The organism is Rhizobium sp. ZX09 (assembly GCF_017357485.1).
GTDB lineage: Bacteria > Pseudomonadota > Alphaproteobacteria > Rhizobiales > Rhizobiaceae > Agrobacterium > Agrobacterium pusense.
Window position 1 is genome coordinate 1,964,997 of the sequence record NZ_CP031363.1, and the last position, 15,051, is coordinate 1,980,047.

Consider the following 15,051-nt stretch of genomic DNA (forward strand, 5'->3'; position numbering starts at 1 on the left):
CGCTTGCCGCCTCCCCAGTTCAGCGCCCGCGGGCATGAACTCTCCATATAACCTCGAAAGGAATTGCCATGAGCAAAGAATCGTATGAGCTCAAGGCCGAGGCGCGCGAACGAGTTGGTAAGGGGTCCTCTCGTGAACTTCGCCGCAACGGTTTGATTCCCGCTGTCATCTATGGTGACAAGCAGGCCCCCATTTCTATCGCCCTGTCCACCAACGAAGTCACCAAGCGTATCCACGCCGGCGGTTTCATGACGACGGTTGCGACGATCGACGTCGACGGCAAGAAGATCAAGGTTCTCCCGAAGGATTACCAGCTTGATCCGGTCCGCGACTTCACCATGCATGTCGACTTCCTGCGCGTTTCGGGCAACACGCTCGTCAACGTCGAAATTCCGGTTCACTTCGAAAACGAAGAAAAGTCGGACATCAAGATCGGCGGCGTTCTGAACATCGTTCGCCACACGGTGGAATTCCACTGCCCGGCCAACGACATTCCGGAAGCCATCACGGTTGATCTCTCCGGCCTGAAGATCGGCGACAGCGTTCACATCTCGAACGTCAAGCTGCCGAAGAACATCACGCCCGTTATCGCCGACCGTGACTTCACGATCGCAACGATCGTTGCCCCGGCAGCAGGCGTTGAAGAAGAAGCAACTGAAGAAGCTTCCGAGGAATAAATCGGCGGCCGCAAGGCCGGACAGCTTTGAAGAACGAGGCCCGTTCCGTTTCCGGAACGGGCCTTTTAGTTTTTATGAACTTTAAAAACAGAAAGCCCGCTCCCCGCCAGCGATGCGGTTCGTGTTTCAGCGTCGATTAACACTTCCATGAAACGATACCCTTGCGCCCTCATGGAAACACCGGCGGGTCGAGAAATAGCGTGGGGAAAGGGCTCGGCCCGGGATCTGACGCATCTCTGTCCGGAAGGATGAAACAGGGCGCAGCAAGTCTGGGGCAAAGGGTAGCTGCAATCGAACATGGCTCATTCCGTCGAAAGTCGCTTTATCGCGATTGTTTCCGGCGCACTTCTTACAGTGGTCGCCCCGCTCTTCACGCTTTTGCTGACACTTTCCTATAACGAGGCTATTCGCAGCCAGCGCAACCATATCGAAATTCTGCTGTCGACGAATACGCAGGCGCTGGCCCGCCCCCTGTGGGACCTCGATGACGACACGATAAACCAGATTACCGGAACCCTTGTCTCCGATCCCATGATCCGTATGGTCGAGGTTAAGGATACATCCGGCCAGCTTGATGTCGTTCAGACCGCCGGCAGCGACATCATCCAGGATGCCGCCTCGACGACACGCGAGGTCATCTACAAGACGACCAAGGGGCCCGTCACGGTCGGCCAATTGACGGTGTATTACGATGATGTCGGTCTTCTGACCTCCCTCAGCCGCACCGAACTGGCCTTTATCACGATTTTCATCCTCGCCATTCTCACCATGGTCCTTGCCGCCATTGCCGGTAACCGCTTCATGGTCATCCGCCCGCTGATGCGGCTGGCCGCGGCAATAGAAGCGACACGACGCCTCGGCTCCCGCCACCACGTCGACTGGCGGTCGAAAGACGAGATCGGCCGGCTGGCGAAAAGCTTCAACGAAATGCAGAGCCAGCTCGAAAAGGAAGAGCTGGAGATAAAGAACGCCCACGCCCGCAAGACGGAAATCTACAACCGCACGCCCGCCATGCTGTTTTCGCTGGACAGGCACGACAGGATCGCCGCCGTCAGCGACTACTGGGTGCAGGCTACCGGTTATGACCGCGCCAGAATACTCGGTCTGAATTTCGCCGACCTCATCCACCCCGATGACCAGACATTATTCCAGGAACGCAAGGCGGCGCATCAGGCGGCTGACACCCAACAGGCAGGCATCACCGTTCGCTTCCACTGCAGGGATGGCAGCGTCATGGATGCCCTTATCCTAGAAAAAGCCCTCGATTCCAGCGATACGGCCCATCACAGCACCTGCCTCTGCGTTATGACCGACGTGACCGAACTTCGGCAGTCGGAAAAGCGTAATCGCCAGCAGGCCATTTCCGACCATCTGACCGGCCTCTTCAACCGTCAGGGCTTCGAGGCCATCCTCGACCTGCAGATTCGCGATGCGGACAGGAACGGCAGCGAACTCGCGTGCCTGTTCATAGATCTCGACCGGTTCAAGGCCATCAACGACAATCTCGGTCACGCCGCAGGCGATGCCGTTCTGCGCGAATTCACATTAAAACTGCAGCCGCTGCTGACACCGCTGGACAGCGCCTCGCGTCTGGGCGGAGACGAGTTCGCAATCCTGCTGGCCGGTGACAAGGTGGAAGAGCGCGCCCTGCAGTTCTGTGAGCGCATCTGCACCCTGCTGGACACTCCATTTGAAATCGAGAACAACAGCATCCGCCTCAGCGCCAGTATCGGTATGGCGGTCTACCCTCTTCACGCCGCGAGTGCCTCCGAGCTTCTGCAGAACGCCGACATGGCCATGTATACCCGCAAGCGGACGGGCAAGAACGGCTCCCAGGTCTTCGACAGCTCGATCATGGACAGGGCCCGCGAACATGCGGAACTGGAACGGGATATCGCGCAGGCGCTTTCCGAAGACTGGTTCGAGGCCTATTTTCAGCCAATTCAAAACATTGCAACCGGCCAGACAGCGGGTTTCGAGGCCTTGCTGCGCCTCAACCATCCGGATAAGGGGCTGCTTTCCCCTGCTGCCATCATCAGCCTTGCGGAAGAGAACGGAACCATTCACCGTATCGGCAACGTGATCCTTGATCAGTCGGTCGCCAATCTCGCCAGGCTATCGCGCCTGCCGGGCATGACGCAAACCTATGTGGCGGTGAATTTTTCGCCATTGCAGTTCGAACCGGGACTGCCGACACGCATTGCCGGACTGTTGCACCGGCACGGCATTCTTCCCGGGCGGCTGGTCATCGAAATCACCGAAGCGGTCATCATGAAGGACGATCCGCAGATCCGGGCGATCCTCACCGCCATCCATCAGCTGGGTTGCCGCATCGCGCTGGATGATTTCGGCACGGGTTACTCGTCGCTCAGCTATCTCAGCCGCTTTCCGGTCGATATTGTAAAAATCGACCAATCCTTCACCCGCTCGATCTGCGACGATACGGTGGAAATCCGGCAGCGCAACCGCATGCTGGTCGAAGGTATCGCAGCCATCTCGCACAAGATGAATTGCGTTGTCATCGCCGAGGGTGTCGAGACGGAGGAGCAGAAGCTGCTTCTGGCGGATATGGGTGCCGATTATGGCCAGGGTTACTTTTTCGCTCGCCCGCAGCCCGTCGAGCGGCTGATTGCCGCCTATGAGGCCGGGTCTGGACAAAGCCGCACAGCGGCGCGACAAGCCTGAGCCGCGGGGAGTAGTTATGGGATTGATCCGCTTTTGCCTGGTCTTTCTTGCTCTTGCCAATCCCGTCTGCGCGGCCAAGCTTTTCCTGACCACGGAAGTCTACCCGCCCTACAACCTGCAGGGCAGTGACGGCAGCGTACGCGGCGTCTATTTCGACCAGCTCAAGATCATTCTTGAGGACACCGGCACCAGCTACGAGGTCGCCGTCATGCCGTGGGCCCGGGCGATCGCCCTTGCCACAACACAGCCGATGCATTGTGCCTTCGCCACGGCGCGGACCGCCGAGCGGGAAAAGCTCTTCAAATGGGTCTCGCCAATCCACATCGATCGCAACATTCTCGTGGCGCGGCGCAAGGCGAATATCAATGTCCTGAGCCTCGAAGACGCCAAGAAATACCGGGTTGGAACCCAGCGCGGCGACTACACCGAAACCCTTCTGGAAACGCTCGGTTTTCCGCAGGTGGATGTCGGCGCGGATTTCGAGATCACGCTTCACAAGCTGACGGCGGGCCGCATCGACCTTATGCCCATGTCGGAAAGCACCTTCAAAAGCCTGCCGGCGCACACTTTCAGGGAAGTGATAACGCTGTCGAGACAGCAGCTTGGGCTTGCCTGCAACAAGAGCGTGCCGGACGAGGTTATCGCGAAATTGCAGGCCCGTCTCGATGAGCTGATCGCCGACGGGACACAACAGCGGATCTTCGACCGTTACGATCTCATCAGGCCCTGAGCGTCGGCCGGCATTGCCGCAACCCCACAAAAAGATTGACAGCCAGCGGATTTCAGGGTGGTGACAACAGCATCATCAGGCACAACGCGGACATGCTTCATGAAGATCATCGCAGGACTTGGTAATCCCGGCACGCAATATGCCGGAAACCGGCACAATATCGGCTTCATGGCGGTGGATGCGTTACAGCGCCTGCCTTCGTTCGCGCCCTGGTCAAAGAAATTCAAGGCCGAGATTTCCGAAGGCGAGATCGCCGGAGAAAAGGTCCTGCTGATGAAACCGCAGACCTATATGAACCTGTCGGGCGAATCCGTGGGCGAAGCGATGCGCTTCTTCAAACTCACGCCGGCGGACATCATCGCCATCCATGACGAACTCGATCTTCCGGCCGGGCGCGTGCGCATCAAGACCGGCGGCGGTCACGGTGGCCATAACGGCCTGAAATCGCTCGACGCCCATTGCGGCAAGGACTACCGACGCCTGCGCCTCGGCATTGGGCATCCCGGTGACAAGGAGCGCGTGCACGGCCATGTGCTGGGCGATTTCGCCAAGGCCGACCGGGTCTGGCTGGAGCCGCTGCTGGATGCGATTGCCGACAACGCCGCCATGCTGGTGAAGGCGGAGGATTCCCAGCTGATGAACAAGCTGGCGCTGGCCACGGGCAGCAAGCCCGAGGCCGAGAAGCCGGCCAAGGCAGCCAAACCCGCCGCGCAGTCTCATATCCACCAGGCACGCAACAGCGCCCAGCCTAAAAAGCTGCCGGAGACCGGGCCGATGGCCGAGATGCTGAAGCGGATGTTCGGCAAGAAGGACTAGATCGCGAATGTCTTCGAAGACCATCACCCTGCGCGAAGCCGGAACCAGCGATCTGGCTGGATTGCTTGATCTCTACCGGGCGCTTAATCCATCCGACCCGGAAATGACGACGGAAGAAGCAAAGACGGCTTTTGCGGCCATGCTCGCCCAGCCGGGTCTGACCGTGTTTCTTGCGACCGAAGGCGAGGAAGCGGTCGCTACCGCCACGCTGCAGATTGTTCCAAATCTCACGCGCGCCGCCCGTCCCTATGCTCTTATCGAAAACGTGGTGACACTGGAAAACCGTCGCGGCCGCGGATATGGCCGCGCGGTCGTGCGCCATGCCGTCGAGGCGGCTTTTGCGGCGAATTGTTACAAGGTGATGCTGCGGACAGGGCAACAACGCCCGGAGGTTCACGCCTTTTACGAAAGCTGCGGCTTCGTGCAGAACAAGACCGGTTTTCAGATTCGGCAGAATTGATGCTCACTCCTCCGGCTCGGTCGTGAACATCAGCGGAAATCCCGCTTCCTTGCCGAGATCGGTCGCCTCCTTGGCCTTCGTCTCGGCAATATCACGTTCGCAAACGACGACCACAGCGCTGCCGAAACGGTGCGCCGTCATCATCACCCGGTGGCCGGCCTCCTCGCTCATGCGGAACACGGCTTTCAGCACCACAGTCACGAACTCACGTGGCGTATAGTCGTCATTCAGCAGAATGACCTTGTAGAGCTTCGGCCGCTCCAGCTTTGGCTTGACCTTCGGTTTTGGTTTGAGATCGACAGGACTGTCGCTCATCATGGCCGCTCGTGCCTGCCGTTCATCGCGGTTGCTCATGGGAAAACCCCGTTGATGACGAAAGATCGATCGCTTGACCCGCATATATTGCGCCGCAACCACGCCATCGGCAAGTCTGTCAGGAATTCCTCGCCTTTAAGAAGCCTTTGCCGGCCCAAATCGACCCGCGGGCTTGACCTTCCCCCGCCCTTTCCGCAAAAGGCTCCTCAACGAATTCTTTCAAACGGACAGGTTTCAAGCCATGGGCTTCAAATGCGGTATCGTTGGATTGCCGAATGTCGGCAAGTCCACTCTTTTTAACGCGCTGACGAAAACGGCCGCCGCACAGGCCGCCAACTATCCCTTCTGCACCATCGAACCGAATACCGGCGAAGTGGCGGTGCCCGATGCGCGCATGAAAATCCTTGCCGACATCGCCGGCTCGAAGGAAATCATCCCGACCCGCATCTCCTTCGTCGATATTGCCGGTCTGGTTCGCGGCGCATCGAAGGGCGAGGGTCTCGGCAACAAGTTCCTCGCCAACATTCGCGAAGTCGATGCCGTCGTACACGTGCTGCGCTGCTTTGAAGACGACGATATCACCCATGTGGAAGGCCGCATCAACCCGGTCGGCGATGCCGAAACGATCGAGACCGAGCTGATGCTCGCCGATCTCGAAAGCCTGGAACGCCGCGTCGAGCAGACGCGCAAACGCGCCACCAGCAAGGACAAGGAATCGCTGGCCCAACTGCCTGTCATGGAAGCCGTCATCGCGCTGCTCACCGACGGAAAGCCGGCACGCCTGCTTTTGAAGACACTGGCGGACGAGGAAATCGAAATCCTCAAAGGCCTCAACCTTCTGACATCGCACCCGGTGCTTTATGTCTGCAACGTCTCGGAAGCCGACGCATCGTCCGGCAACGAGCACACAGCAGCCGTCGCGGAAATGGCGAAGCAACAGGGTGCGGAATGCGTGATCATCTCGGCGGCGATCGAAGCCGAAGTCGCGCAGCTTCCAGCCGATGAAGCCGAAGAATTTCTCTCGGCCCTTGGTCTTAACGAGGCCGGCCTCGACCGGCTGATCCGTGCGGGATACCACCTGCTCGACCTCATCACCTATTTCACCGTCGGCCCCAAGGAAACACGCGCATGGACGATCGTGCGCGGCACCAAAGCACCCGCCGCCGCGGGCGTCATCCACAGCGATTTCGAACGCGGCTTCATCCGCGCCTTCACCATCGGCTTTGACGATTACGTTACCTACAAGGGCGAAGTCGGCGCCAAGGAAGCTGGCAAGGGACGCGACGAAGGCAAGGAATATGTGGTTCAGGACGGTGACGTCATCCACTTCCGCTTTAATACCTGATTTGATCTGAACGGGCTTGCTTCTTTTATGGGGCGGACCCAGCCGCTTGTTTCTTCTCCCCGACCGGGGAGAAGATTGCCCCAAGGGTCGGATGAAGGGCGACGTTGCCGCAGCTCACTACCTTCGCCCGCTTCATCCCGCTGCCGCGACCTTCTCCGCGGCGGGGGAAGATGCGAGACGCATCCGTTCGCTCCATAGCGCTTTCCCGCTCCGATATTACGCCACCGATTTGACCTTTACGTAAAGGGAAAAATCCTCTTAGATGCGACGGTATTGACTGTGCGAAGGGAGGAAACCATGGCGCCGGTCGCGACCTATGCTTACGAGGATTTCACGGTAGGGCGGGAGTTTCCGCTTGGACCGCAACCGATCTCCGCGGGGCAAATCATTGCTTTCGCCAGCGAATTCGATCCGCAACCCATGCATCTTTCCGAAGAAGCAGGCCGCCAGAGCATTCTTGGTGGGCTTGCAGCTTCCGGCTGGCACACCTGCAGTCTGCTGATGCGAATGATGGCGGACAGCTATATCTCGGATTCGACGTCGCAGGGCAGCCCCGGCATCGACTACGTTGATTGGAAGAAGCCGGTTCTGGCAGGAGATACGCTTTCTGGGAAATCCATCGTGCTGGAGCAGCGCCCTTCGGCTTCGCGCCCCGGTATCGGCCTCGTGAAATTTCGCCACGAGCTTTATAACCAGCGCGACGTTCTGGTGTCGCACGGCGAAAACACCGTGATGTTCCTGATGCGCGGCAATGGAGGTATTGCGGCATGATACTGGCAGAACTCTCCCCGATCGGCGAACGAGTGACCCTCGATACGCTGCATTTTTCCGCCGAAGACATTATTCGCTTCGCCCGCGATTTCGATCCGCAGCCATTTCATCTTGATGCCGAAGCCGCAAAGAACAGCGTTTTTGGCGCACTTTGCGCATCTGGATGGCACACTGGTGCAGGCTGGATGAAGTGTTTTCTCTCGTACTGGGCCAAAGAGGTTAAAAGACTGAAGCTTGAGGGCCTTGAACCGCCAAAACTCGGCCCTTCACCGGGCTTTCGCGAACTTAAATGGAAAAAGCCGGTCTTCGCGGGAGACGATGTCACCTACTTCGTCACCCTGCTCGATACCCGGGCGCTGGAATCCCGGGCCGGTATCTGGCTGAACACCACATTTAACGAAGGGGTCAACCAGTCGGGAGAGACCGTCCTGACTTTCCAGAGCGGGGTTCTGGAATTCGAATAAGCGAGCTTCGGGGCATGTCGTTGCGACCTGCCCCACCCGCCGCTCAATGACCGGAAAATTCCACCAGGGTCCGTACCTCGACACCGAGGTCCTCGAGTTTCTTGCGGCCGCCGAGATCAGGCAGATCGATAACGAAGCAGGCGGAGACGATCTCCGCGCCCATCTGGCGCAAAAGCTTGACCGCGCCCTCGGCAGTCCCGCCGGTCGCAATCAGGTCATCGACCAGAATGACCTTTTCACCCGGCTGCACCGCATCAACATGCATTTCCATTTCATCGACGCCGTATTCCAGGCTATAGGCAACCCTTACAGTGGCATGCGGGAGCTTGCCCTTCTTGCGGATCGGCACGAAGCCGGCCGAAAGCTGATGCGCTACCGCGCCGCCCAGAATGAAGCCGCGCGCTTCCATGCCCGCGATCTTGTCGATCTTCGTTCCCGCATAAGGTTGCACGAGTTCGTCCACGGCGCGGCGGAATGCGCGGGGATTGCCAAGCAACGTGGTGATGTCCCTGAAGATGATGCCCGGCTTCGGATAGTCGGGAATGGAACGGATGGCAGCGGAAAGCTCCGAAGCGATAACGGTCATGGTATTTCCAGTTAAAAATGGGAAATGGATGGTTCGGGCCACCCTATCAACTTGACGGCGGCGCACCAACTAAAAAGGACCGGCGCAACCTTCGGCCAACGCCGATTGGTATGGAGCATCGCAAATCCGCATCTTGTGAACGACAACCAGGTCAATGCAGACTTCATATAAAAAGGCCCCCATGGAGGCCATGGGGGCCGATGACTGCCGGCACCGTAGTGCCGATCAATGTTCCTTGTTGGCGTAGACCGATTTCTTTGTGAGATAGATCAGCGCGGTGAAGATGAACAGGAACACCATGACCATGAAGCCGGTGCGCTTGCGCTCTTCCAGATGCGGTTCTGCAGCCCACATCAGGAAGGCGGCCACATCCTTGGAATACTGATCCACGGTCTGCGGCGCGCCATCGTCGTAAGTCACCTGATCGGCGCTGATGGGCGGGGCCATCTTCAACGCGACCGCGCTGACGAAATACGGATTGAAATGTGTGCCTTCGGCCACTTCAACACCAGCCGGCGGGTCCTGATATCCGGTCAGCAGCGCATGGATGTAATCCGGGCCGCCTTCCTGATAACCGCCGACGATCGGGATCATGTCGATGATGAATTGCGGGAAACCACGCTCCACGCCGCGCGCCTTGGCAAGCAGCGACATGTCTGGCGGTGCGGCGCCACCATTGGCGGCAGCAGCCGCCTCATGGTTCGGGAATGGCGACGGGAAATGATCTGACGGCACGGCCTTGCGATTATACATTTCGCCGTCGGCATTCGGACCGTCCTGCACTTCATATTCAGCGGCGAAAGCCTTTACCTGCTCTTCCGAATAGCCAAGATCCTCCAGCGTACGGAAAGAGACAAGGCTCATGGAATGGCAGGCCGAGCAGACTTCCTTGTAGACCTTGAGACCACGCTGCAGCTGGCCCTTGTCATATTTGCCGAAAGGACCGGCAAATGACCAGCTCTGCTCCTCGGGCTTGATCACCGGGAAGTGGCCCCCGGCAATCGCATGTTCCGTCTTGGTGGCGAGGTCATGGCTCTCCTCCGCCGCCGAGGCGACGGTGAAGGAACAGCCGATGGCGGCGAAAAGCGCGATGCTCGTTACAAGCTTCTTCATTGTCGTCATCCTTCCTTCGCGCTCAGATTTCGGCAGCCGCAGGCGCGGCACCCGACTTGGCGGCGTTCTTTTCGAGAACGGCCTCGGTAATCGAATTCGGAATACGCCGGGGCGTTTCGACCAGACCGAGGATCGGCATGATGACGAGGAAGAAACCGAAGTAATAAAGCGTGCCGATCTGCGACATGATGACGTAGGTGCCTTCCGCCGGGCGCGAACCCAGCCAGCCGAGCATGATGGCATTCACCACGAACAGCCAGAAGAACATCTTGTACCAGGGACGATAGACGGCGGAGCGAACCTTCGACGTATCGAGCCAGGGCAGGAAGAACAGCACGACGATTGCGCCGAACATCACGAGAACGCCACCCAGCTTGGAATCGATGACCCAGATGTTGAAGGTGATGGCGCGCAGCATGGCGTAGAACGGCAGGAAGTACCATTCCGGAACGATATGCGCCGGGGTCTTCAAAGGATCTGCCATGATGTAGTTATCAGGGTGGCCAAGGAAGTTCGGCATGTAGAAGACGAACCAGGCATAACCGATCAGGAACACGGAAACACCGAGCGCATCCTTCAGCGTCGCATAGGGCGTGAAGGGAACGGTGTCGGTCTTGCTCTTCACTTCGACGCCGGTAGGATTGGTCTGGCCGGTGACGTGCAGCGCCCAGATATGCAGGATAACGACGCCCGCAATCATGAAGGGCAGCAGATAGTGAAGCGCAAAGAAGCGGTTCAGCGTCGGCTGATCCACGGCAAAGCCGCCGAGCAGGAACTGCTGGATCCATTCGCCGATGGCAGGAAACGCCGTGAAGAAGCCGGTGATGACGGTCGCGCCCCAGAAGGACATCTGGCCCCAGGGCAGAACATAGCCCATGAAGCCCGTCGCCATCATCAGCAGGAAGATGACGCAGCCAAGAATCCAGAGGATTTCACGCGGCGCCTTGTAGGAGCCGTAATAGAGGCCACGGGCGATGTGCAGGTAAACCGCGATAAAGAAGAACGACGCGCCGTTGGCATGCATGTAGCGCAGCAGCCAGCCGTGGTTGACGTCGCGCATGATCTTTTCGACGGAATTGAAGGCAACCGTCGTTTCGGCCGCATAATGCATGGCCAGAACGACGCCGGTGAGGATCTGCACGATCAGCATGACGGAAAGCATCGCGCCGAAAGTGTAGGCGTAGTTCAAATTACGCGGGACAGGATAGGCAACGAAGCTGTCATAGATCATGCGCGGCAAGGGAAGCCGCGAATCGATCCACCTCTCGATGCCGGTGGACGGCTGATAACTGGAATGACCACTCATGAATATCTGTCCCCTTATCCGATCTTGATCACGGTATCGGATGTGAATGCAAATGTCGGGATGGCGAGGTTCTGCGGCGCCGGACCCTTACGTATGCGGCCCGCCGTATCGTAGTGCGAGCCATGGCAGGGACAGAACCATCCGCCGAAATCGCCGGCCTGGCCGAGCGGAACGCAGCCGAGATGGGTGCAGGAACCGACCATGACGATCCAGTTTTCCTTACCCTCGCCGGCGGAACGGTCGATATCGGTCGCCTGCGCGTCGGCGGCAATGTTGGCGTTGCGCGCCACCGGATCCTTGAGTTCGCCAAGAGCGACCGCCTTGGCTTCCTCGATTTCCTTTTCCGTGCGGTTGCGGATGAAAATCGGCTTGCCGCGCCACTTGACGGTAAGTGACATGCCCGGCTCGACCGCCGCGACATCCACTTCGATGGAGGCCAGCGCCAGCGTCGATGCATCGGGGCGCATCTGGTCAATGAAAGGCCATGCAACTGCGGCGGCACCGACGGCGCCCGCCATTCCTGTCACTAGATAAAGAAAATCGCGACGGGTCGGTTCACCCGAAGCGTCGTGATTGGTTACGTGCTCGCTCACCGCTACACCATCCTCTGCGCTGTTTTTGCCGTAAATCGCATGAGTCCTCCCGCTATGATTTGATCCAGGACAATCTCCGTCCCACCGTCCTGGACACAACTGCGGCATCAAGAAACCGCGTCACTCTGTGTGATCGCAAAATATTGACCGACTTGGCAAGAGCAAAGCACACAAAGCTGCCGTAATTCTGCCCGAAGCGCCCGATTTGCTTCTCATTTTTTCGCCGCCTCTGGCAGTCGGGCAACATTGTGCACCCAAAGGCGCCATGTTAGGAGACTACGAGGGAGAGCTTGGAAAGCAGGGATTCGGATGACGGCGAAGCTCTCGTGCATGGTCTCCACGGCGGTTGCTGCCGTTCTCGTCATTGCCAGTCTGCGCTACATCACCGATTTCTGGCTTCTTGCCTTCGTCACCAGCTTCCAGCTTCATATCGCCATTATCTGCATCCTGTTGTCATGGCTGGTATTTTGGCTCATGCGCGACGCCTTTTCCGCCGTGCTCTTGGTCTGGTCGATTGCGCTCGCCGTCCATGCGGTGTCCATGCTTCTGGATTTTTCGACATCGGCCACGGCCGCACCGGATGCGCAGCCGTTCCGGCTGCTTTCCTTCAATGTGCTGATGGATAACGCCGCCAATGCGGAGGTGATTGCCGACGCGATTGTCGAATCACACGCCGATGCGGTTTATCTCTTTGAAGCGGACGCCCTGCAATCGGCTCTGCCGCGTCTGCAACAGACATATCCGCACAGGCTGGGCTGCTTCGAGGGAACGCCAGGCTGTGACCTCGTGATCCTGTCGAAGCGGCCTTTGCTCGAAGGCCATTTTCATAGTCTTAGCGACCTGCGCCGCGACCGTTTCGCGATCGCCAAAATCGATCTCGACGGCAGGGAAGTCACGCTGGCCGCGGCACATCTTACCAAGCCCTATTTCGACGATTATCACCGCGACGAGCTGGATGAGGTCAGCGAAATTCTCTACCGCGTCACCGGGCCGCTCATTCTTGCAGGAGACTTCAATTCGGCAAGCATCGCTCCCGATATGCGGGATTTTCTGGCCGCCAACGATCTCAGGAAAGCGCCTTGGGAACCCGCGACTTGGCCAACGGAAGCAGGACGTTTCGGCATAGCCATCGACCATATCTTCGCCCGTGAACCGGCAACGCTGATAAAAACCACGCGCCTGCCGGACAGTCTCGGCTCCAATCATTACGGTCTGATGGCCGACTTCATGATCGGCAAATAGCGCCGCGCTTTACGGGATCGCCTCGTCTGCCGCGAGAAACCCGCCCGATTGCCGCGCCCAGAGCTCCGAATAGAGTCCGCCCCGCGAGACCAGTTCCGAATGTGTGCCCTGCTCGACGATGCGCCCCTGATCCATCACGATCAACCGGTCGAGCGCCGCGATGGTCGAAAGGCGGTGGGCGATTGCCAGCACCGTCTTGCCCTGCATCAGCTCGTCCAGATTACTCTGGATCGCAGCCTCTACCTCGGAATCGAGCGCCGAGGTCGCCTCATCAAGCACGAGGATTGGTGCATCCTTCAGCATCACACGGGCAATGGCGATACGCTGGCGCTGGCCGCCGGAGAGTTTCACGCCGCGTTCGCCCACATGGGCGTCAAAACCGGTGCGTCCGCGCTGATCCTCCAGCCGCTTGATGAAGTCGTCCGCCTTGGCCCGTCGCGTCGCCTCCTGCAATTGCGTTTCGCTGGCGTCGGTGCGGCCGAACAGGATGTTGTCCCTGATAGAGCGATGCAGCAGCGAGGTGTCCTGCGTAACCATGCCGATATGGGCCCGCAGCGATTCCTGGGTTACACCCGCAATATCCTGCCCGTCGATGAGAATGCGTCCTTTCTCGACATCGTAAAACCGCAGCAGCAGATTGACGAGGGTGGATTTCCCCGCGCCGGAGCGTCCGACGATGCCGACCTTTTCCCCTGCCCAGATGTCGAGATTGAGATGATCGATGACGCCGTTCTTTCGGCCATAGTGGAAACTGACATTCTCGAAACGAATGCTCGGTTTTTTAACCTCCAGCATAACCGCGTCAGGCGCATCGACCAGACCGATCGGCTGAGAGATCAACTCGGCGGCGTTCTGCACCGTGCCGAAATTGCGCATGATGCCGTTGAACTGCGTCATCAGGCGCCCCAGCAGGAAGTTGAGACGCAGCACCAGCGCCAGCGTGAAGGCCACCGCACCGGAACTGATCTTGCCGGAAAGCCACAGATCGATGCAGAGAGCCGCCATGGACGTGATCATGACGCCTGACAGCAGCGCCATCGATGCCCGCACGCCGGTAATGAACCGCGTGAACGTCATCGTCGCACGCTGAAAGATATCGAAGCCCTGCCGCATGTAGCGGTCATTGGCGTCGTCGCGCCCGAACAGCCGCAGGGTCTGGATATTGCTGTAGGCATCTACCATGCGGCCGGAAAGCATTGAGGCGGCTTCCGCCGTTTCTTTTGAATGATAGCGGATGCGCGGCACGAAATAGCGCGCCAGCAGCGAGAAGATCGCCACCCAGACAACGACGACGACCGCAAGCCGCCAGTCCAGCCCCCCGATCAGAAACAGCATCGAGACGGAATAGATGCCGACGAACCAGACGCTTTCCATCAACGAGGTCACAAGGTCGCCCGCCGCCTGCCCGCCGGACCAGACCTTGGTGACGATGCGGCCGGAAAAATCGTTCTGGAAAAAGGTCAGCGACTGCCGCGCCACATGCATGTAGGATTGCCAGCGCACCAGGTTGTAGAAGCCGGGCGTGATGATCTGCTGATCCACCAGCGCCGTCAGCATCGTGACGATGAAGCGGATGACGCCGATCAGGACAAGCATGCCGACGAGTTCGCCGCCATGGGTGGAAAGCAACCCGGCCCAGCCTTCTTCCGGTTTTACCGTCGAGAGAATATCAACAAGCCGACCAACGAACCAGAAAAGCGCCGCCTCGATGGCCGCAGTCAGCCCACCCAGCACCAGCATCGCGAAGAACGGCGCTTTCGCCTGCGAAATATAAAACCAGATGAAGGCGAACGTGCTTTCCGGCGGCCGCAAATCGTCCTTGCGGTCGAAGGGCTTTATCCAGTTCTCGAAATACTCGAAGATGCGGGTAATGAGCATGATCCGGATATAGGCGGATTCCCGGTGCGGGAACAGCCGCGGAGGCTACGGTGAGAGATTATATTTCGGT

Annotated in this window: 15 protein-coding genes; 9 read left to right on the forward strand and 6 right to left on the reverse strand. The window is 58.8% G+C overall.

What is annotated here, in order from left to right:
* Positions 1-68: 68 nt before the first annotated feature.
* The 5 genes from BTN45_RS09860 to BTN45_RS09880 all read left to right on the forward strand — a co-directional run bounded on the left by BTN45_RS09860 (position 69) and on the right by BTN45_RS09880 (position 5,368).
* Positions 69-677 carry a 50S ribosomal protein L25/general stress protein Ctc gene (locus BTN45_RS09860; RefSeq protein ID WP_004442950.1) on the forward strand — a complete coding sequence of 203 codons (609 nt, stop codon included), beginning with the start codon at positions 69-71 and terminating at the stop codon, positions 675-677.
* Between the two features lie 297 nt (positions 678-974).
* Positions 975-3,362: an EAL domain-containing protein gene (locus BTN45_RS09865; protein ID WP_112766605.1), complete on the forward strand. Its 2,388-nt coding sequence runs from the start codon at positions 975-977 to the stop codon at positions 3,360-3,362.
* A gap of 16 nt (positions 3,363-3,378) precedes the next feature.
* On the forward strand, positions 3,379-4,092 hold the full coding sequence (locus tag BTN45_RS09870; RefSeq protein WP_037089780.1) for a transporter substrate-binding domain-containing protein: 714 nt from the start codon (positions 3,379-3,381) through the stop codon (positions 4,090-4,092).
* Between the two features lie 99 nt (positions 4,093-4,191).
* A complete protein-coding gene (gene pth / locus BTN45_RS09875; RefSeq protein WP_004442954.1) occupies positions 4,192-4,908 on the forward strand; it encodes an aminoacyl-tRNA hydrolase in 717 nt (238 codons plus the stop codon).
* A gap of 7 nt (positions 4,909-4,915) precedes the next feature.
* The gene (locus tag BTN45_RS09880; protein WP_207587503.1) at positions 4,916-5,368 is read left to right on the forward strand and encodes a GNAT family N-acetyltransferase; all 453 of its coding nucleotides are present in this window, start codon (positions 4,916-4,918) and stop codon (positions 5,366-5,368) included.
* 3 nt (positions 5,369-5,371) lie between these two features.
* Here the strand turns inward: BTN45_RS09880 and clpS are convergent, their stop codons facing one another.
* Positions 5,372-5,683, reverse strand: a complete 312-nt coding sequence (gene clpS / locus BTN45_RS09885) for an ATP-dependent Clp protease adapter ClpS (protein ID WP_006699463.1) — start codon at positions 5,681-5,683, stop codon at positions 5,372-5,374.
* 241 nt (positions 5,684-5,924) lie between these two features.
* On the opposite strand from clpS, the gene ychF reads away from it, so the two are divergent.
* The 3 genes from ychF to BTN45_RS09900 all read left to right on the forward strand — a co-directional run bounded on the left by ychF (position 5,925) and on the right by BTN45_RS09900 (position 8,263).
* Positions 5,925-7,028, forward strand: coding sequence for a redox-regulated ATPase YchF (gene ychF / locus BTN45_RS09890; RefSeq protein ID WP_004442957.1), 1,104 nt, complete (start codon positions 5,925-5,927; stop codon positions 7,026-7,028).
* Between the two features lie 297 nt (positions 7,029-7,325).
* Entirely contained in the window at positions 7,326-7,799 is a 474-nt protein-coding gene (locus BTN45_RS09895; RefSeq protein ID WP_004442958.1) for a MaoC family dehydratase, read from the forward strand.
* Positions 7,796-8,263 carry a MaoC family dehydratase gene (locus tag BTN45_RS09900; RefSeq protein ID WP_072494690.1) on the forward strand — a complete coding sequence of 156 codons (468 nt, stop codon included), beginning with the start codon at positions 7,796-7,798 and terminating at the stop codon, positions 8,261-8,263. The genes BTN45_RS09895 and BTN45_RS09900 overlap by 4 nt, the downstream gene beginning before the upstream one ends.
* Before the next feature lie 43 nt (positions 8,264-8,306).
* Here BTN45_RS09900 and BTN45_RS09905 read toward each other — a convergent pair whose 3' ends face one another.
* The 4 genes from BTN45_RS09905 to petA form a co-directional block, all read right to left on the reverse strand.
* Positions 8,307-8,849 (reverse strand): adenine phosphoribosyltransferase, encoded by a 543-nt coding sequence (locus BTN45_RS09905; RefSeq protein ID WP_004442960.1) that lies wholly within the window; start codon positions 8,847-8,849, stop codon positions 8,307-8,309.
* A 225-nt stretch (positions 8,850-9,074) separates the two neighbouring features.
* Complete coding sequence (locus tag BTN45_RS09910; RefSeq protein ID WP_004442961.1) at positions 9,075-9,962, reverse strand: cytochrome c1; 888 nt, start codon at positions 9,960-9,962, stop codon at positions 9,075-9,077.
* A gap of 22 nt (positions 9,963-9,984) precedes the next feature.
* Positions 9,985-11,268, reverse strand: a complete 1,284-nt coding sequence (locus BTN45_RS09915; protein WP_004442963.1) for a cytochrome b N-terminal domain-containing protein — start codon at positions 11,266-11,268, stop codon at positions 9,985-9,987.
* 14 nt (positions 11,269-11,282) lie between these two features.
* Positions 11,283-11,861, reverse strand: coding sequence for a ubiquinol-cytochrome c reductase iron-sulfur subunit (petA, locus tag BTN45_RS09920; protein WP_004442965.1), 579 nt, complete (start codon positions 11,859-11,861; stop codon positions 11,283-11,285).
* A gap of 309 nt (positions 11,862-12,170) precedes the next feature.
* Between petA and BTN45_RS09925 the strand changes: the two genes are divergently transcribed.
* Positions 12,171-13,103, forward strand: coding sequence for an endonuclease/exonuclease/phosphatase family protein (locus BTN45_RS09925; RefSeq protein WP_006699460.1), 933 nt, complete (start codon positions 12,171-12,173; stop codon positions 13,101-13,103).
* A gap of 9 nt (positions 13,104-13,112) precedes the next feature.
* Here the strand turns inward: BTN45_RS09925 and BTN45_RS09930 are convergent, their stop codons facing one another.
* Positions 13,113-14,981: an ABC transporter ATP-binding protein gene (locus BTN45_RS09930; protein ID WP_112766607.1), complete on the reverse strand. Its 1,869-nt coding sequence runs from the start codon at positions 14,979-14,981 to the stop codon at positions 13,113-13,115.
* Positions 14,982-15,051 lie beyond the last annotated feature (70 nt).